This is a genomic window from Streptomyces sp. NPDC055099 (genome assembly GCF_053607685.1).
Genome location: NZ_JBSGUA010000037.1, coordinates 17,556 through 36,795, shown reverse-complemented (window position 1 = coordinate 36,795; position 19,240 = coordinate 17,556). Strand labels below are relative to the sequence as shown.

Below are 19,240 nucleotides of genomic sequence, written 5' to 3'. Positions count from 1 at the left end.
AACTGCGGCGGGTAGTTCTTCATGACCACGAGATGTCCGTTCTCAGATCCGCAGGATCCAGTGTCTCGTGTGTTCAAGATCCGGGGTCAAGGCCCCCCATCAGTCCCAGACTGCGGCTTGCTACTCCGATCTGTGAAGTCGCTGCTGGTTGTCTTGGACCTGTTGGATGACGTGATGAGGGGGCAGAGCCCATCGGTCAGCGAGATGGTCGAGCATGGTGGGCAGGTCGCTGGGGCGGGAGGGGCGGGGGCCGACTCGGGCGAAGGGGCCGTCGGTCTCCAGCAGCATCCGGTCCATGGGGACGGCCGCAAGGAGGTTTCGGCCTTTTGCGGTTGCCATCATGGCGGGGTTGATCGAGAAATAAGCGCCGGCCGCAAGGGCGTTGTCAATGAGCGTCGCCGGGCCGGTGTACCAGTGCAGGATCGCGGAGCGGACGTCGGTCTGTAGCAGGCGGTTGATGGTTTCCTTCTCGGCACCGCGACTGTGGATGGTGATGGGCAGGCTTCGGGCACGGGAGTCACCGAGGACGGCTTCGAAGATGCGGGTCTGGGCGGTACGGGTTGCCCGCCCAGCGGGCGAGAAGTCCAGTCCGACCTCCCCGATCCAGGTGGCTTGGGAGAGCATGCGCAGGAAGCGGGCGAGGTCGGCGGGAGTGAAGGAGTGAGCGCGTAGGGGGTGCATGCCCAGGGCCGGGGTGACCCCGTTTCGTCGGCCGAGGCGGGCTTGCAGCAGACGGTACTCGCCGGGGTCTTCGGTGACGGCCACGACGTCGACATCGGCCTTTGTGGCTTCGTCGAGGACGGCAATGGGGTCGCGGTAGCCGGTCAGGTGGCAGTGGGTGTCCCACAGCGTGTTCACGTGTCCGTGTCCAGAAGGTCGGCCAAATCGCCCTGGGCTCCTGCGGTGAGCCAGCTGCGTACCTCGTCGCTGCCGCGGCGCCACACGTCAAGGAAGAGGTGCCGTTCCCCGCGGGGAAGAGGTCCGTTGCGCAGTACGTCGATGGCCGGCCGGCCGGGGCGGGTGCCGGCGAGGACGGCGCGCAGGTCGGCGCTACGGTGGGTGGCCGCATCGAGGAGGTCGGGGTCGGTGTGGGCGTCCCAGGCGTAGTCGGCGGCCTGGTCCCAGCCGGCTTTGGCCATCGAGGCGCGCCGGATCAGGCACGGGAAGCAATATCCGCAGTTGCCTTGGGCACGGCCGTCGTAGCGGGCTGCTTCGGGGTGCGAGCAGGAGATGCTGGCCGGGGCGAGTTCCCGGAGCAGGGCTTGGTTGGGGTTGGTGGTGAGCATCTCGCCCTTGGTCATTAGGCGGTAGGGGTTGATGAGCGGATTGGCTACCCCTGCCTCGTTCTTGAGTGCCGTGAAGAGGGTGAGGAAGTGCGGATGGGTCGTACGGGTGCTCAAGCTTCCGGCCCGTGCACGCGTCAGTGGCGCGTTGAGTCCGATGTAGCCGTTTTCAGGCAGGTACACGGGAACGTCGGGTCCGAGGGATGAGGCGATCGCCAGGGCGGTGCTCAGGAACATGGCCGAGCGGGAGCGGGTGGTGGTCTCCCGGGTCTCGGGCAGCGTGCGGGCCTGGTCACGGTGTGCAGGAGCCGGGCGCAGGAAGAGACGCAGCGAGGTCACCCGGGATCCGTACCGGTCCGTGAGGCCTCTCAACAGCCGTGTCTGTGCGGCGGGGGTCTGGCCTCCCTCGTAATGCGACAGAAGGCACAGCCGTAGGCCGGGGTCCGTCTCCAGCAGGTTGATGACGCCGCACAGCGAGTCCAGGCCCCCGGAGAAGAGACAGACCCCGTCTGCGACCACGCGCCCGCGGTGCTCTTCCGCTACCGATTCCAGTACGGGGGCGGACTGCTGGCGGGCCGTGAGTGTCCAGCGGTCTCCGGTGAGGAAGCGCAACGCTTCCTGCGCGGCTGTGACCGGCCATCCTGCGGCTGTTTCCACGGGGAACTGCAGGTGCAGGTCGCGGGTCCAGGCATCCGCGGTGGAGTGGCGCAGGCTGATCCGGTCCGTCACGTAGGCGCCGAAGGACAACAGCATCAGATCGGCCGCAGCGCGTGTCGGCGTGAAACTGCGGAAGAATCCCTTCCCCGCCTGGACGGTTGCGTCGGCGGCTCCCGGGACGAAGTCCAGCAGGATGTCGTCGCCTTCCTCCGGCGAGGGAAGGGGCCCCGTGCGCACTACGAACACGCTCATGCCAGTTCCTCCAGGGCGGTGTAGGCGAGCTGTAGTGCGCTGTCGACGATCTGTCGTCCTGGGGGACCGGACCAGTCCACGCGCCACGGGTCGCCCTGCACCTTGATGGCCACACAGTCTTCGATGATCTGCCGCATCTGGCGATCGGCCCGTCGGGCGGCCTCGGGGTCGTTTATGGCGCCCAGCCGCTCCGCCACGACGGGCACCCGGTTGTAGATGTAGTGCGTCAAGAAGAGCTCCAGCAGCCGTTCCACGTCGTTACGGCTGGCTGCAGCGGCCTCCATTTCCTCCCAGGAGTCGGCCTCGGCGAAGAATTCTTCGAGCACGTCGCACACCGCGTCGCGCGCCGCCTGGCCGTCCAGGTCACCGCCTGCTCCGGCCAGAGACGTGACCAGTTCGTCCACGACCTCGTACCGGTCGCGCCCCACCAGGTCACCGAGCCCGGCCTGTTGCAGTGCTTGCCCGAGGCTGCCGGAAGCCACCCCGGCCAGCAGACCGCCCAGCCGCTGTGCTGCTGCACGGCCCGCGCCGGCGCCGGAAGCCGCGCCTCCGGCTCCGCCCAGCACTGGGACGTGCCGTGCCAGGACCGTCGTTGCACGCTGGCGCGGTGCGCTGCCGCTGCTGATGTCGCGGGTGTAGGTCGTCGTGGCGTGCTTCAGCCCCGTCCAGGCGCCGCCGGAGCCGCTGGTCCGGTCGGTGGAGGTCCCCACCTCAGCCTCCTGTCCCTCTCTGGCGGAGATCGGCGATCACCGGGCTGATCCGGTGCTGGCTGTTCTGCCATCCGTCCAGGAGCGCCGTCACCGACGGTTCGGCTCCCGGCAGTCGGCGCACGATTGTGGTCAACTTCGTGCGCAGGGTGTCCAGCGGAATCAGCCGCAGGGTTTCGCACAGGTCCGGGACCACGGACGGAACGTTTTGCGCGAGCTCCAGCGCACCGTCCATGGCGGGTCCGGTCGGGTCCGTCTGCACGATCTGCAGCAAGTGCTCGACTAGCACGGGGAGATCCTGCTCGGACACAGATCCGGCCACCGATCTCGCCGCGGCCCGGCGCTGTGCGTTCACGTCGGACTGGAGCTTCGTCAGCAGCTCCTGTACTTGGGCGGGGAGTCGCGCGGTGCTGGCGGCGAGCGTGAGACGGGCTCGGGCGAACGTGAAGTAGGGGCCCAGATCCTCTTCTGCCAGTGGGGGGTCCAGGAGCAGCCACGCTGCGATGTGCGGTTTGTCAGCCCAGGCTCGTACCTCCTCGTCGAGTTCCCCTCCGGTAGCGTCCGGGGCGGGGGTGCCGGGTGCCGAGCTGGCCCGCTGTCGCGAGGAGCCGCGTCGGCCGCCTGTGCTTTGCGCCGCCCCCGGCGGTGGGCCGTCCGACTGCGCAGCGGTGCCGGCCGGAGCAGGAGGCGAGGGCCGCACATGCCGCTCGGCAGCAGCCAACCGGCTCACCACCCCGGGATCCTGGATCTGCCAGTCGAACAGTTTCTGGAAGTCCGACAGATGCTGCTCCTCCAGGACCATCAGTTTCGCCAGAATCTTCGGGCTGAGCGTGGTCCCCCGGCGCTCGGCGCTGGCCAGCCGGAGGGTCAGTGTGTTCATGAACCGTTTGATCTGCCGCGGGTTACCGCGCAGCCCGCTTCCGAGGACCGGGGCGGTCTGAGCGGCCCACGACATGTCTGAGCGAAGGCGCTCGGGCATCCGCTGGCCCAGCGTCTGGGTCGCCAGCCCCGCGTTGAGAGCGACGGCGAGGGCGCTTTGCCTTCGGCGTTGCGCGACCGCGTCCTTGACCTGTGTGAAGGACTCTTCGTCGAGGTGTGACTGAGCGAGCAGGAGGTGCATGTACGTCTCGGCCTCGGGGGCGGAGAGTGCGGGGATGTTGACCTTGACCTGCAGCATCTTCTCCAGGTATTCGGCCCCCAGGCCGGTGGTGCCAGGGCGTCCCAGTCCTGGGTAGCGCATGTCGATGGCGGCCTGCACGACTTCGGCGTGAGCGGCGATGACGAATGCGCTCTTCTCTACGTTCAGGAAGAGGCGGATCGCCTCGAACGTGCCGACGACGGTCGGGGGCAGGCAACGGTCCAGGTCGTCGATCATCACGATGACCGCCCGGATCTGGGGCAGCGACGCCAGGAGCTCGGAGAACCGCTGCCGGAAAGTACCCACGTCCACATACAGCTGGTCTGCCTCACTACCTGGCGGGCGAGCCTCGTCCGTTGTTTCGGAGGATGCGGGCGCGGCTCCGGCGAGGGCTTGCTGAGCGAAGGTGGATGCCATGTCGCCCAGGGCCGGGTCGGCGAGGGAGGCGGCCAGTCCCACCCCGGTGGGTGCGACAGACAGCGCAGCGGCTCCTAGCCGGCGTGCTGGGAGCCTCAGCCGGTCCACCATCCGGTGAAGCCGGCTAACCTCCTCCGCCTGTGGTGTCTCCGCTTCCACGAGATCGCCGAGGCGCGTCAGTACCGAATCCATGAGCGCCGTTTTGATGTCCTCATACCCCTCGTACTGCCACGGGCTGAAGGACACCACCACGTAACGACCGGGCTCTGAACCGTCCATCTCGGCAAGCTCCGCCGAAACGATCTTCAGGAGGCTGCTCTTACCCGACCCCCAACCGCCCAGAACACCCACGGTCAGAGGAAGCAGTTGAGGCTGAGTCAACGCCACCACGAGCTCGTCGACCAGGAAGTCGAACCCGAGCAGATCGATATCGGTTTCGTTGTCTGACCACACGTTCCGCTCACGACTCCCTGCACCACACGCCTTTGTGTGCCGATGATCCTATCTGGACCCACAGGCCCGTGAAGTCACAATAAGAATCATTCGTTCGACACGTGGGAGACGCTCCAGCGGCCGCTCCTCGACCGAGGCCGGGACGGGGCGTCAGAAGCCGTGCTCGCGGAATCGCGGAACCGAGAAAGACCACCTTGGTATCGATCTTCGCAAGCGAATCCGACTGCCGTGTCAGGCGCGCGAGGCCACCTCGTTGTTGAGGAGTTCCAGCGTGTCCTGCTATGCCTCGAGTTCACCCGGTGACATCGTCATGCCGCAAGCCTAGGAACGGAACGTGTGAGGGCTGCAGCCCGCTCCCCTGGGAAGTGGCGGCCTGCAGGGACGACTCACTTGTTTGCGCGGTTCTCTCTGCAGCGGCGGATCTCGCACTGGTCGAAAAGACCAGCGAAGTAGCTGTAGGCGGCCAAGCACTCCTTGCCCTCCCGTGGAGTGTTGCGAACAGGCGGCCGGAAACCACGACCCTATTCAGTCCTCACGGGACGGTGCGCATCGGTCAGGGCAGCGGCCTGGGCGACCGCAGTGCCCGGCTCCACGTGCAAGTGCGGTGCTCGGCGGGGCCGATCGATCACGCCTCGTGCTTCCTGCGGCATGAGAAGTGCTCGGGCAGCCCTTCGGGGCCAGTCAGGCTTGCGGGCTGACCGCAGCCGTAGCGGCAGAGCGGGATTGCCTGCCCCGATGCGTCGACCGGAACCCTGGCCGTCCCGGTTTCCCGGGGCCGGGACTCGAGGACGATTGCGCGGCTGCCACGGCTCTGATTCGGTTCAGCCCGCGCCTCCGCAGCCGGACGGTCCTGCGTGCACCTGTCGCGCCGGTCCCCCTGCCGTACGGATGGCCGGCGCTCCTTGCCCTCCGGGGCAGGGCCGTTCGCCTCGAGGTACTGCCGGTAGTGCTGTGCGGGGAGCCAGCCGTGGTGCCCGCCGTGCTGGAACGGGATCCGTTCACCGGCGGCAGCTTCCACGATGAACCGGGTGAGGGTCAGGCCGCCTTCCCCTGTGAAGGTGCTCGACTGGTGGACGGGCACGAGGACTCGGTGCCAGCCCCCGCAGTACCCGGCATCTGTGGGATTCTCCGGGTCGTAGGGCTTCTCCGGGCACCGGGTGAGTGCACCGTTCTGGCTGCACTGGCCCTCCTCCACGACGAAGTTTCCGTCCTGGACCTCGATGGGGTTCTTCTGCACGCGGATGACTGAGGCCGGCAGGTTGGGCGTACGGACGTAGGGGACGGTGCCGATGCCTGCGTGGTCGGGGTCGGCGAAGTCCCACACTGATTGAATACCGCCGCGGCGCCGGAACCCCTCCCGTGCACGCATCCCACGGGCTGTCTGGACGCTCAGCTGGGGCTCGTAGCCCAGGATGATGCCGTTGGCACCATCGATACGTACGTCGAGGCGCGCGTGCCCGTCGGCGGTCTGCGACTCGATGTCGGCGTGGAATCCGTGATCTTCGGAGTCCTTCGCCACGCGTTCCTTGCGGGCAAGGTGCTCGTCGGACTCGTGGCTGATGGGCTTCTCCCCAGGCTTCCGGTAGTGGGAAGCAAGCCATACACCGTCACGCAGGACGAGGTACATGGGGACGCGCCGTCCGCGCAAGTCCCGGCAGTCGGGGCAGATGAGCCCGCGCTTCTCGACGGGGACCCGCCCTCGCATGCGCAGGAGCACCTTCAGGAGGTCTTGGCCTTGCGGGACGCCGAGGTCAGGACGGTCCAGGTCGAGGTTGCAGCCGGCAGGTTCGTAGTAGACCGGATTACGGAAGAGGTCTTCGTCGCTGTCGATCGGAAGTTCGTCGTCCATTGCTGCTCCCCGTAGCCGCCACGAGTAGGACTCACAACGCTAGGGGGGGGAGTCTGACAAGCGGGACCGTGCTGCAGAAACAGGACATCCCGAGAGACGCATGACACCGACTGGCAAGGGAGTGCGTGGCACGAAATGCGCGCCCATGAAGGGCCACCGCGTTCTGTCGGTCAGGCAAGCAGGCCGGTGCGAGGGCAGTGCAGGCCAGCTGCCGAGACGAGACCTGCCAGGACCCGTTCCTCAAGAGCCGGTCCTGGCGAACTCCTCGCGCTCCGGCGTCTTCTCGGCGAGGAGAACGAGCCGGGGCCCGCTTCCCGGCGGCGGGCAGCAGCACGTTCCTCGTCCGCGATCCGCTCATGGATCCGCCGCTGAGCGTCCGCCCGGGCTGGTGCGATGGCTGGACCCAGAGTGATCGCCTCGCTGCCGGTCACCGGCGCCAGCGCGTACCGGAAGGGCGATCTACTTGAATATCGGTGGCACTCGGCGGCGAGGGGGCCGTCGTGCTTGAAGTGATCGCCTCGGTGAGCCGCAGGATCCCAGGGTAATCCCGGTCCCGCGGCTGCTGTGGGTGCGTCCTGCGGCTCACAGTCTTCAATCGAGGCCGAACTGGTTGGTCAGGTCGGTGAACAGCTGCTGCGCAGTGTCCTGGAGGGCTTCGTCGGTGGCTGCGGGGAGGAGGCCGGCGGTGACGGGCTGGATCGTGTGCGGGTACCGGGCGCCGTCGGGCACGGAGGTGAAGCCGGGGTGGTCCACGGTGACGGGGATCAGCGGCACAGTCTTGTGGAGGCCCGTGGTGACGGTGGCGTGGAGCAGCAGGCTGCTGTCGAGGCGGAGGTGGCGGGCGAGCTGTGAGGTGAGGATGCACAGGTCGCGGCAGCAGGCGTCGAGGGTGTCTTGGTGCACGAGGAACCCGGCGGGCAGGTGGTCGTCGTCGCGGAAGTGGTCTCGTGAGGTTCTGAAGGTGAGGTTGGCTGCCAGCACGACGGTCCCGTCGTCGTGGAGTTCGGCGTAGGTCTCGCGTCCGGCGCGCAGTTGCAGGGTGCTGAGCACCCAGCGGCGCAGGCCGGGGCGCGGGTTATTGACGGTCTCAAGGCTGGTCAGGGGGCCGGGGTTCAGGCGGCTGTCAAGTTGCTGGGCTGCGCGGTCGTGGGCCTGGGCGGCCACGAGGCGAGCGCCGTCGCGGGTCGTGCGGGCGGCGGCGTGGGGCAGCGGGCGTTCGGGCCGGGCGACGGCGATGAACCATGCGGAGGCCTCCCGCTGCTGCAGGGTCACGGTCTGCCGGGTGTGGTCGAAGAGCTGGTGGAGTGTGTCATCGGTCTGCGCGGCGCGGGTGAAGCGGTCGCGGTAGGCGCGCTCCAGCTGGTGCTCGGCCATCCAGGCGGTGTGGTCGCGGTCGCGGTAGGGGGCGACGGCGGCCTGCTGGTCCTTGTCGCGGGCAGCGGTGCCGTAGACCAGGTGCGGGGCCATGGGGCTGGCCGGGACGTCGGCTACCAGCACGCTGCGGGTGCCGTCGGGAGAGGTGAGCGTCGTGAAGGTGAGGCCGGACAGGTAGGGGTGGACGTGGTTGCGGATCCACTGGGCGTACTGCTCAGGGTTCACCTCGACCGGGTCGATGCCGGTCAGTTCGCACGTGGTGTCCCGGACCCCGAAGATGATCAGGCCGCCGCGGGTGTTGGCCATCGCGGCGACGTCCTTGGCCAGTTCGTTCCACCGTCCCTCGCGCGGGGGCTGAGGAAGGTGTTCCTTCCAGTCCAGGTCGTCGGACTCCGCCAGACGGTCGGCAGCAGCCTTGGCGACCATGCCGAAGTCCAGGGGGCCGGGCGGCACACCGAGGTGCTCGTGCAGTCGTGTCCAGGAACGGGCCATGCACGGCACCTTACGGCGGGGCGCTGACAACGGGCCGGGCCTTGGTGATGTTGATGTCACACCGCTGCTCTGCTGCGGCCCCCGCCAACCGGGCATACCCGGGGCAGGCGTTGACGGGCAACGGCCGTCGGTGACTGCGGCGTCCGGCGAAGTAGGGGCGGCCGTGCTCGTGCCGGGGTGCGGGCGAAGAAGACCACAGCGGCGGTCTGGGTTGTCGGGCGTGAGCAGCGGTGCGAGATTGCTGTCAGCGCACCGAGGACGATGAGCTGCTCGTGCCAGTGACCAGAGTGCTGCACTACGGGCCGGGCGCGGTCAGGGCGCCGGTGGCAGCCACGCCGCGGGCATCCCCCGCAAGCCCTCCGGCAGGCGCAGCCCGGCCGGGGGCCGCAGGCCTGCCGGCACACGGCCCTCGGCGCCGTGGAAGTCGAGGACGGCGCCGTCGAACCGTGCGCCGAGGAAGGTGACCCTGCCGTCGAACCGGGCGTTGCGGAAGGAGACCGTGCCGCCGGAGAACCGGACGCGGTCGAATCCGACCGTGCTGTGGGAGAACAGCGTGCTGGCAAAGTCGACCCTGCCGCCGGAGAATTGTGCGTGGGTGAAGTCGACTATGCCCTCGGTGAACCGGGTGCCGCAGAAGTCGACCGTAGCGCCGGAAAAGTGGGCGCCGCAGAAGTTGACTGTGCCGCCGATGAACTGTGCGCCGCGGAAGTCGGCCGTGCCGCTGGAGAAGACGGCGCCGGAGAAGTCACCGCCGTCGAAGACCACCTCGGTGCAGTTCAGGTCATACCCCTGCCAGGAGGCGGCGGTGCCTTCGCGGCCGGTCGCGAAGCGGTCCCTGATGAGGCGGATGACAGTGTGCCGCACCTCGCGCGATGCCAGGTAGTCGCGCCGGGCGGCGGTGTCGCCCGGCGCGAGATCATCCTCGGTGGTGTAGGGCAGACGAAGGTGGTCGCACAACACGCTGATGCATGTCTGGCGCAGCATGTCGGTGGGTGCATCGTCGGCGAGCCCGGCCAGCGCGTGCACCCCGCCCAGGCGCACTGCGGCGGAGGCGTCGCCCAGTTGGGAGACGGCGGTGGTGAAGCGCTCGGTGTGCAGCCGGGTGGCCTCGCGCAGCGCACCGTCCTCGTCCACGCGCTGGCGGCGGTAGGCGACGACCAGGGCGACCAGCGCACCGGCTCCGGCGACTACGCCGAAGGCAAGCTTCACCAGTTCGAAGAGCGTGCCGGAGTCGACGCGGTGCTCCGGCTTGAGCTCGCGGACTTCCAGCAGGTGCCAGGCGGTGTAGAACACGCTGCCTGCGACGAGCATGGCGAGGGCGAAGGCCAGGGCCAGGACGGGGCCGACAGGCCACAGATGCAGGCCGCGCCGGTCCGCCTTGCGTCGGGGCACAGGAGAGTTCATCCCCTACAAGACCCCCGGCCCTGCTGCCCGGTTCCCCGTAGAACCACATCGGTGAGGGCGAGCCAGACCCAGCGGTCTGCCCCCTGGAGGGAGCACGGAGCTTGGGGTGGAGGGAGCACGGAGCTTGGGGCGGTCCACTCCCGGCGTCTGCCGGATCATGCGAAAGGTGTATCGCCGAACACGTCTCACCTGCCAGCCCGACGTGAGACGGGGCGCGGCGAGCAGAGCCGGGCCGGCGTCACCGTCACGACGGTAGCGGGCCGGGATGCTGGTCCAGCTGGGCGAGAGCACGGGACAGGCGACGGCGTACCGCCTGGTTGTAGGTGAGGTGTACGCCAAGAATCAGGGCGGGTGTGAGGGCGCGGTAGCGCAGTCACCGCGGGTGCCGCGGGAGTCCGGTGCCCTCGGCAGGGTTGCAGATGCCACACAGCAGGCCTTCTCCGAACTACCGAGGCGTCCCGTGATCCAGTGACGGGACGATCAGTCCCGAGGGGAACGGCTGGTGGGGCCGGAGAACGGCTGGGAACGGCGCGGGTGTTAGTTTCCTGCCCGTGTTAAAACACCAGGATGAGACCAGGGCGGCCTACGACGGGGTCGTCGAGCTCTATGCGTCGATGTTCACTAGTCGGTTGGAGACGCAGCCGTTCGCGCGGAACATGATCGGCACCTTTGCCGAGCTCGTGCGTGGCACGGGGAACCTGCGGGTAGCCGACGTCGGGTGCGGACCCGGTCATCTGACAGCCATGCTGCACGACTTGGGGCTGGACGCCTTCGGGCTCGACCTCTCCCCGGCCATGGTCGACCACGCTCGGCGGGCCCAGCCGTCGCTGCGGTTCGACGAAGCGCGAATGGAGTCCCTGCCGGTCGAGGACGGCGCGCTCGGCGGGGTGCTGGCCCACTACTCGATAATCCATACCCCACCTGGAGAATTGCCCGCACTGCTCGCCGAGCAGGTGCGTGTCCTGGCATCAGGGGGTCTGCTCCTGGTGTCCTTCTTCGGGACCGAGGGGCCGGAGCCGGTCCGCTTCGACCACAAGGTGGCGCCCGCCTATAGCTGGCCGGCGGAGCAGTTTGCCGAGTTGCTGGCCGGTGCCGGCCTTGTCACGATGGCTCGGTTGCTCCACGACCCAGCGTCCGAGCGGGGCTTCCTCGACACCCACCTTCTGGCCCGTCGTCCGTAGAGCGTGGCCCGTCGCTTGGGTCGGGTTGGTGTAGATCATCCGCGTGGATGAAGCTCGTCCGCGCCGCGGCGTTCTGGGCCAGCGTCCACTGAGCAAGATCACCGATGCCGTCTGCCACACCTACACCGCCGCGGGCGTCCAACTCGTCCTCATCGACGAGATCCACCGCCTCAACCCCCGCACCACCACCGACGCCCAAACCGCCGACCTGCTCAAAGACCTCACCGAACGCCTCCCCGCCCGACACGGCAAACGCGAACCCTTCCGCGACGTCATCACCGACATCGAGAACGCCCTCGACCTCCACCAGCACAAACCCGGCGTCCTCCCCCGCCACGCCCCCTACCTCCACCAGCGCACCGCCGACCGCATCGGATCCCTCACTAGACTCATCCGCCAAGCCGCCATCATCGCCATCCACGACGGCACCGAACGCATCACCAAAACCGCCCTCGACGCCGTACGACTCGACCACCTCGCCGAAACCCACCACCACCTTCCACACACCACACATAACCCCAGCCCACACACCCCACCCACCCCGACCCAACTACCCACCCGCATTCTCAGCGAACCCACAACACCCCAGGCCAACATGCACCCGGCACACCAACAAACCCCCTCCGAGCGTTACCACCACCTCCCGGGCCAGTCCCCGGTCCTGCGACCGCGAGACCAGCGGTAGACCCTCCCCCACAACACCAACCAATCACAGGCGGGACGGCGGGCCTTTCGACAACTTTTACAACTTCCAGTCGAATGAATTCCACCCTCCGGGAGGAATTCCCAATACGCAGTATCCTGGGTGAATGTAGGCCACGCCCGCTTCGCTGTCGAGGGAGCCAGTGCAGGCTGCCGGTTCGTAGCAGTTCCGAAATTCAGCGCATTCTGATGCTTGCATACTCCAGCATCCATGTGTTCGTGGGATACGTACTTACGCTTCCCCAAGCAGTAGGGCCGGCAGTCACGGATGCAATCCAGACACCGCTTGGCGCTACAGAGAATTGGATCGACACTAGGGGAGTATTAATAGAGAAGGTTTGGGCCGCCCCTTTAAGATCCGACGGGCTATTTGCATTACTCACAGCGAATCCCACCCCAGCTCCTGCGGCGGCACCAAGAATCCAGACGGGTATACAGAAGTAATCAATGCCCTGTTCTCCGCCGCAGGCTGGCGCGTCAAATGGCGATTCCGGGAAGCTCGCTTTCAAGCATCCGAACCCCATACCCGCGCTTGCGCCGACGTCGACCGCGCCAGCGAAGTGCACCGCACCGTTAGGATCAATGAAGGTCAAGTTCGCCCAGCCTGCCGTCACTCCTGCGCCACCAGCAGCCCACAGTCCGGCTTCCGCCGAAACGCTTACCACTGGACCCGCCGCCCATAAACCGCTAGGGTCCGAAAGGTTGATGGGGTCATTGTGGACGTAAGCATATACGTTCAACCCGCCTTTTAGAGGACCAACCGGATCTTTCGTGAGCCAACGCCCCGTCCGAGGACTATAATCACGCAAGCCAAAGCGCAGCAGACCCAGGGCAGGATCATATAGGCCTCCGGCGAAACCAAAGGGCTGGAAACCTGGACGCGTATCTTCGGTGATCTCACCCCAAGGGGAATATTTCAATTGCTGGACAATATGTCCAGTCTGTGCATCGAATATGATCCTAGGGCTACCGAGCTGGTCGGAAATAATGCAGTAGGTTCGCCCGTTCTTGATTAGGTAGGCGGGGGATCCATTACTCCCCGAGTAAACGAAGCGAGCAATGATTTGATCATTTGTGTCTAGTTCCGCAATGGGGCGCATAAATCCGTCGTATAAGTAGGCGGAGGTACGATTTCCGTCGACGAAGCGGGCAATCCGGCGGCCGGAGGAATCGAGGAGGTATTCGACTGCGGTCCCTTCGGGTAGATTTACCGTGGCGAGGTTTCCGAAGGTGTCGTATCGATAGCGGGTTGCGCCCTTTGTAGCATCTATAATCCGCTCAAGTTCACCCTCTGTCCCGTAGTGCAGTGTTTGGTCTCCAAAGGCCATAAGCTGGTCTTGGTCGTTATAGGTGGCGGTGAACGTAGTGCCGTTGGTGGTGACGGTGGTGCGATTTCCGTGGCTGTCGTAGGTATAGCTGCTGGTTTTCCCGTCGACGGTGGCGGATAGAAGACGTCCGAGGTCGTCATAGCTGTAGCTGGTGTGTTCAGTGGCCTCATCGAGGGTTTCGTTTTTGCCCGTGATACGGCCGAGCAGGTCCCGTTCGTAACTGGCCGTGTAGAGCTCGGTAGTACCGTTGTGCTTCACGTGGTGCTCGATAGGTTCGCCGAACGGATTGTGCTTCCATGTTTCGGTGACGGCGCCGAGGGTCATACCGATGCGCAGTCCCGTTGCGGGATCAGTGTGAATGTGCAGGTCGCCGACGGTTGCGAGCCGACCCTCGGGATCGTGAGTGACGGTGATGGGGTCTTCGGTGCCGACTTGCTGAGAGGCCTGGAGGAACCGGTTGTCGTAGGTGCGTCGGACGGTACCGGTGACCGGGCCTCGCCATGACTCGCTGGTGAGGAGGGGGCCGTCGTAGACGTATGCGAGGGTGACGCCAGCAGGGCTGGTGGCAGTGGCCAGGCGGCGGGTGCCTTCTAGATATGCGCATTCAATGGCGTGGCCGCCGCTGTTGATTTGTTCGAGGCGCCCTGCCTCGTCATAGACCAGGGTTGTGGTCCGGCCGCCCGGACGGTCGATCCTGGAGAGCAAACGGTCCGCGTCATAGGTGAATCGCGTCGGCTCCGGAACCTCAGTGATGGGCGGGGGCTTGTAGGCGGCGAGGTTGCCGGCCCCGTCGTAGTCGAAGGTGTGGGGGGAACGCCCGGGGGGCGTGACAGCAGTGAGGTTGCCGACCTGGTCGTAGCCGATGCGGAGGCTGTTGCCGTCCGGCGTGGTGATGGCCTTGGGGCGGCCGACCATATCGTGGGCAATCGTGGTGGCCCGCCCGAGCGGATCCGTGACCTGATCGAGGTGGCCCTTAGCCGAATAGTGGCACGTCCAGGTGCGGACGGCGTCGTCGGTGCCCCGGGCCAGGGTGGCGAGGCGACCGCGGTCGTCGTAGGTCGCGGTGAGCGGAGCGAGCGATGCGGTCTGGATGCGGACCAGTCGTCCTGCGTCGTCAGTGGTGACGGTTGTGAGGGGGCCGGTGGGTGAGGTGTGGGTCCAAGTACGGGTGCCAGCGTCGTACGTTGCGGTGTAGGTGTGGCCGTCGCTGGTGGTGCGTGCGGCGAGACGAGTCAGGCTGAGGGGATTGCCTGGTTCGGCTAGGTCGGCGGACCGTTCGGTGATGGTGAGCCTGCGCAGTCCGGTGGGTGTGGTGATGGCGCTCTCTGTCGCGAACGGCGCCTGCATGCCCCATCGCGGGTCCGGGTCGGTCTTTTCGACATAGACGCTGCCGTCGGGGGTGGTGGTGGTCCGGCTGCCGTCAGTTGCGATGGAGGTGACGGTTTCGCGTTCGCCGCAGCAGCGGCTGGTACGGCGCACGGCTCCCGTGGGCAGGCGCTCTTCGGTGTACGTGGATTCGCGGCTCTCGGCGCTGAGTGCTGTCACCTTGTGGCTGATGGCGTCGCGTTGGGCGGCGAGGGCGGTGCGACTGCCGCCGGGGGCCGCGTCGGTGGCCAGCCGTCCGTCGCCTTCGTAGGTGTAGGTGTGCTTGTGTCCGAGGGGGTCTGTGAGGGTGGCGAGCAGCCCACCGGGGTGGTAGGTGAACTGGGTGGTGGCGTCGGCTGGGTCGGTGAGTTGGGTGAGGTAGCCGTCAGGGTTGAGGGTGAGTTCGATGTGGTGGCCGTCGGGGCCCGTGATCGCGGTCGGGCGCCCTTCCGTATTGCGGGTGATGGTGACGGTGTTGTGCTCATCAGGATTGCCGTGGACCACGGAGGTGAGGCGGTCGTTGTCGTCGTAGTGGAAGGTGGTCAGTGCGGCACCGGTGTAGGCGTTGAGGGAGCGGGTGTGGCGTCGGCTGATGTCGAAGACATGCAGTTGCTGGCCGTCGGAGGAGGGTACGGCGAATTCACCGGTGGTGAATCCGGGGAACTGGGTGCCGATCTTGCGGATGCGGTTGCTCCAGGGGTACCCGATGTAGAGGGCTCCGTTGGGGTCTGAGGCGAGGCTGTAGGGGTTGTACTGCTGGGCGTGGGTGGCCGGTTCTCCGTCGCCGCCGTCGCCGCTCTGGCCGTTGCCGGCGTAGGTGGTGATGACACCGTCGGGCGCGAGGGCTCGGATGCGTGTGTTGTCGGTGATGTAGAGGGTGCCGTCGGCGCCGAGCGTTACGCCGTACGGTCCGAAAAGTTTGGCCTGGGTGGCGGGTCCGCCATCGCCCTCGTAGCCCTGGGCTCCGCTGCCGGCGATGGTGGTGATAATGCCGTCCGGGCTGATCTTGCGGACGCGGGCCTGGCGTTGGCTTGCCACGTAGACGCTGCCGTCGGGGCCGCAGTCCAGGCTGTAGGGGTCCAGGAGGCTCTCGGTGGCGGGCACGTTGTCGCGGAAGGCGTTCCCGCCGCCGGCGAAGACCGACTGTGATCCGTCTGGAGCGACGCGGTAGATGCATCGGCCTGTTTCGCTGGTGTAGAGGCTGCCGTCGGGACCGAGTGCGAGGCCGCGCATGGGCTGATGTTCTCGTTTGTAGAGGTTGGCGAGAGTGGTGATGATCCCGTTTGGGTCGACTTTGCGGATGCTCATGTCGGACAGGATGTAGAGGGTGTTGTCTGGGCTGATCGCGATGCCCATGGGCTGGTTGAGCTGTGCTTTGGTGGCGGGTCCGCCGTCTCCTCGGTCTGGGGGTGCGGGGAATGGGCCCCCTCCTGCCACGGTGGTGACGATGCCGTCGGCATCGATGCGACGCACGCGGCCGTTATTGGTGTCGCAGAAGTAGAGGGAGCCGTCCGGGGCGACGGCGAGGTCCCATACCCCGCCGAGTTGAGCTTGCCGGGCGGGGCCGCCGTCTCCGCCGAAGCCAAGCCGGCCGGTGCCGGCGATGGTGGTGATGACCGAACTGAAGGCGGCAGCGCTGTGCCGGCTGCCGTCACCGAGGTGCAGGGTGTGCACGGTGCTGTCATAGGAGTGGTGCAGGTCCAAGGACCAGCCTCCCAGACCGTCCTGGACGGGAGCGGTCCAGCCTCCGATGGTGGTGGTGTAGGTCTGGAGCATGGAGATTTCCAGGCGGGCACGGTTGCCCAGCGGTCGGCCCCCGCCACCCCCGCCGCCGGAACGGCCGGAGCTGGCGGTCATGGCGAAGGACTTCGCGAAGTCGGCGGGGGCCACGTAGACAGCCGGATAGACGTAGGTGATCGTTACCTGCGCCGGCCGGGCCCCGGTGACGGGGCGCTTAGCGCAGTCCAGGCCGTCCCAGACAAGCGTATGGGTCAGGTTTGCGGCGGGCGCGTGAGACGACTGGAAGCGACGGCCCTCGATCTCCACTTCGAGCTCGATGCGCTTGAGCGGTTCGGGCGGGCTGGCGTCGGTCAGAGGGATGTGCAGGGTGCGTGCCGCGGTGAAGCCGGCCGTGCAGTCGCTGCTGTAGTGCAGTGACAGGCCTGTGCCTGCCAGCGAGAGGCGCTCGCCCAGGATCTGGTTGTCGACATCGATGACGGACCCGTGCTTCTTGCACGACTTCGGCGTGTAGGGAGCGGCTGAGACCAGGGGCATCTTGGGGTAGGCGGCACCAGGGCCCCAGGTGTAGGGCCAGTTGCAGTCCCAGGGCGTGAAGTGATTGAGAGGGACGCGCCACAGTTGCTGGCCGGCCGGATAGGTTGCGGCCAGGTGAAGGCGTTCGTCGTCGCTGATGCCGAAGGCTTCGAGGTCTGCGGGTGAGGCCGCTTGTCCTTCGCCGGTGAGGTCGAGGTCGGCTTTGCCCGCAGTAATGGCGAGCAGAGTGATGACTCGTCCGTCCGGTTCGGCCTGCCAGTGCCCGTCGTCTCGGCTGTAGGCGCCGAGCGGGATGGTGACGCCGGGCGGGAATCCGAGGAAGTTCTCCGAGTACAGCTGTACCGGCTGGTTGAAGCGGACCTGGGCGTCTGCCCGGACCGCTTCGTCGGCGGTGCACTCGATGGCGTAGGTGTAGGCGGAGGCCGGGGGCAGGTTGGCGGGCATGGCTGCGGCACCCCGGTCTCCCGCGGTGTATTCCGTGATCCGCACATGCGCGGTTTCCAGCGGCTGGCTGGTGCCGTCGGGCAGGTGCATGGTCGCGGTGGTGGCAGCCGGGATGAAGAGACCGGCGCGTCGTGTGCCGTCGTGGTCGGTGACGGCAGTCGCGCGGATCATGCGGGCTGGTGCGGCGGCCGTGAACTCCACTTGTGCCACGGCCGGATCCGCGGGGATCAGCGTCACGTCAGGCAGGAGGCTGTAGCGCTGCCACGAGGTGTCGGTGGTCCGGTGGACCGTGTGATAGCCGTCCCTCGCATAGACGAGGGTGAGTCGGCCGCCGCCGTTCGCGGCGAGGTCGAACCAGCCGTCGGCGCGGGTGAGGGTCTGCCCGTACTCCGGATGATCATGCACGGTCACGGTCGCTCCCGGCAGGGCGCTGCCGGTCGCGGTGGTCACGCGGCCGCGGAGCACGGCGGCCCGGTAAGGAGTGAAGGCGTCAGGATCCGCTCCGGTCTGGATGGGATTGGCACCGGTGTAGAGGTAGGCGGTGGCCTGCGACAGCGGGGTGATGGTGGTCGTGGGCAGCGGCGGGGCAACGCGGGCCGGGTCGGGCGGGAGCTTGCGGGACACGATCAGCTGTACGGGTGTGCTGGTGTTGCCGGCGGTGTCGCGGGCGGTTAGCGACAGCGTGTCGCCCGGCAAGGCGGGGAGGCTGGCGGTGAAGGCGCCCCCGGTGTCGGCCTGAGCCCGGGTCTGCTCTCCGGTGCGGGTGTTGGTGACGTCGAGGAAAGCTGCGGGCTCGAGCGCTTTGGCGGCGCCGCGCAGGTGTGCGGTGGTCGCGTCGTCGTCGAGTTCGGCGGTGATGAGCGTGAGATCCGGTGGTGCGGGGGCGGCGGTGTCCAGGACGACGGCAAGCTCGCGGCGGGCCCGGGCGCCGGTGGTGTGCGCGGTGCCCTGCAGGACCAGCGGATTGCTGCCTTCCCTGAGGGTGACTTCGGCGGTGAACCGGTTGTCACCTGCCAGGTCCAGGGGCCGGTCGTTGAGGGTCAGCTGGCAGGGTTCGCTGGCGCGGCCGGTCAGCGTCAGCTGCGGCTGGTTGGTGATCTTGCCGGGCGACGGGGTGTCGATGGTCAGGGTGAGCGGCGCGGCATCGGTGCGCAGCCGTACGCACAGGCTGGGACCGGCATTGCGGCGCTCCCGCCGGCGTCCCGCGGTGCGCGGTTCGTCCAGCAGGCGGCGGCCGTCGCGTTGGGCGGTGAAGTAGATGTCCGCGCCGCCCGCCTCCTGGCGCACGCCGGGCACGGGGGTGCGGCGGGCCGCGGCAGGGGAATAGTTGATGCGGAACCAGCCCTCAGTGTCCGTGGTGCCGTTCCCCAACGGGTCGTCCTGGACGACGTCGACGTCGAAAGCCGCCACCCGCACCCCGGCCAGCGGGGCCATCCCGTCACGGGCGCTCAGACGGCCCGCGATGACGTACGCGCCCAGCCGCTCGCGGACCCGGGCCCAGTCAGGGGCGGGCAGGGCGTACTGCCAGACGCACTCCCCCACCATGCTGTCGTCTGTCTGCTGCCAGGAGGGGGTGAACGTCAGCAGGGCGCACTCCGCGGCCGTGGGTTTCCTGCCGGCGTCCTCCGGCACGATCGCCCGCAACCCGACCTCAACAGGCCCGCCGTCATAGCCCGCATCACCCTCGGGCAGATCCATGCTGAAGCGTCCGGCGTCGTCGAGGACCGCAGAGGCCAGCAGCCGGGCCTTCCGCTCCCGGACCTGTCCCTTCGACAGCAGCGCGAACCGCACCTGCACACCCTGGGCCGGTGTGAACAGCTGCACAGTGGATCCCGCCAACGCCTCACGGCACTCCACACCCAGCAAACCCTCGACCGTCCCGGTCAGCCGGTAGATCACGGCCAATCCCCCCTCACGGGC

The 19,240-nt window shown here is 67.4% G+C and carries 9 protein-coding genes and 1 pseudogene; 2 read left to right on the top strand and 8 right to left on the bottom strand.

Features of this window, described 5'->3' with window-relative positions:
• Window positions 1-120 precede the first annotated feature (120 nt).
• From ACWFRU_RS40820 to ACWFRU_RS40790, 7 genes are all read right to left on the bottom strand, one after another.
• Window positions 121-858 (bottom strand): TatD family hydrolase, encoded by a 738-nt coding sequence (locus ACWFRU_RS40820; protein ID WP_453693696.1) that lies wholly within the window; start codon window positions 856-858, stop codon window positions 121-123.
• The gene (qatC, locus tag ACWFRU_RS40815; RefSeq protein ID WP_453693694.1) at window positions 855-2,192 is read right to left on the bottom strand and encodes a Qat anti-phage system QueC-like protein QatC; all 1,338 of its coding nucleotides are present in this window, start codon (window positions 2,190-2,192) and stop codon (window positions 855-857) included. The genes ACWFRU_RS40820 and qatC overlap by 4 nt, the downstream gene beginning before the upstream one ends.
• Window positions 2,189-2,902: a hypothetical protein gene (locus ACWFRU_RS40810; RefSeq protein WP_453693692.1), complete on the bottom strand. Its 714-nt coding sequence runs from the start codon at window positions 2,900-2,902 to the stop codon at window positions 2,189-2,191. Before ACWFRU_RS40810 ends, qatC begins: the two co-directional genes overlap by 4 nt.
• 1 nt (window position 2,903) lies before the next feature.
• Window positions 2,904-4,907 (bottom strand): P-loop NTPase fold protein, encoded by a 2,004-nt coding sequence (locus ACWFRU_RS40805; RefSeq protein ID WP_453693690.1) that lies wholly within the window; start codon window positions 4,905-4,907, stop codon window positions 2,904-2,906.
• Window positions 4,908-5,532: 625 nt separating this feature from the next.
• Window positions 5,533-6,756, bottom strand: coding sequence for a hypothetical protein (locus ACWFRU_RS40800; RefSeq protein ID WP_453693688.1), 1,224 nt, complete (start codon window positions 6,754-6,756; stop codon window positions 5,533-5,535).
• A 591-nt stretch (window positions 6,757-7,347) separates the two neighbouring features.
• Window positions 7,348-8,622, bottom strand: a complete 1,275-nt coding sequence (locus ACWFRU_RS40795) for an AlbA family DNA-binding domain-containing protein (RefSeq protein WP_453693686.1) — start codon at window positions 8,620-8,622, stop codon at window positions 7,348-7,350.
• 312 nt (window positions 8,623-8,934) lie between these two features.
• The gene (locus tag ACWFRU_RS40790; RefSeq protein WP_453693684.1) at window positions 8,935-10,014 is read right to left on the bottom strand and encodes a pentapeptide repeat-containing protein; all 1,080 of its coding nucleotides are present in this window, start codon (window positions 10,012-10,014) and stop codon (window positions 8,935-8,937) included.
• A 563-nt stretch (window positions 10,015-10,577) separates the two neighbouring features.
• Here ACWFRU_RS40790 and ACWFRU_RS40785 point away from each other — a divergent pair.
• Together ACWFRU_RS40785 and ACWFRU_RS40780 are read left to right on the top strand one after the other, a co-directional pair.
• Window positions 10,578-11,207: a class I SAM-dependent methyltransferase gene (locus tag ACWFRU_RS40785; RefSeq protein ID WP_453693682.1), complete on the top strand. Its 630-nt coding sequence runs from the start codon at window positions 10,578-10,580 to the stop codon at window positions 11,205-11,207.
• Window positions 11,208-11,298: 91 nt separating this feature from the next.
• Window positions 11,299-11,691 (top strand): annotated as a pseudogene (locus ACWFRU_RS40780) (ATP/GTP-binding protein); the annotation flags it as partial.
• A 394-nt stretch (window positions 11,692-12,085) separates the two neighbouring features.
• Here the strand turns inward: ACWFRU_RS40780 and ACWFRU_RS40775 are convergent.
• Window positions 12,086-19,219, bottom strand: a complete 7,134-nt coding sequence (locus ACWFRU_RS40775) for an NHL domain-containing protein (protein WP_453693680.1) — start codon at window positions 19,217-19,219, stop codon at window positions 12,086-12,088.
• Window positions 19,220-19,240: the final 21 nt, after the last annotated feature.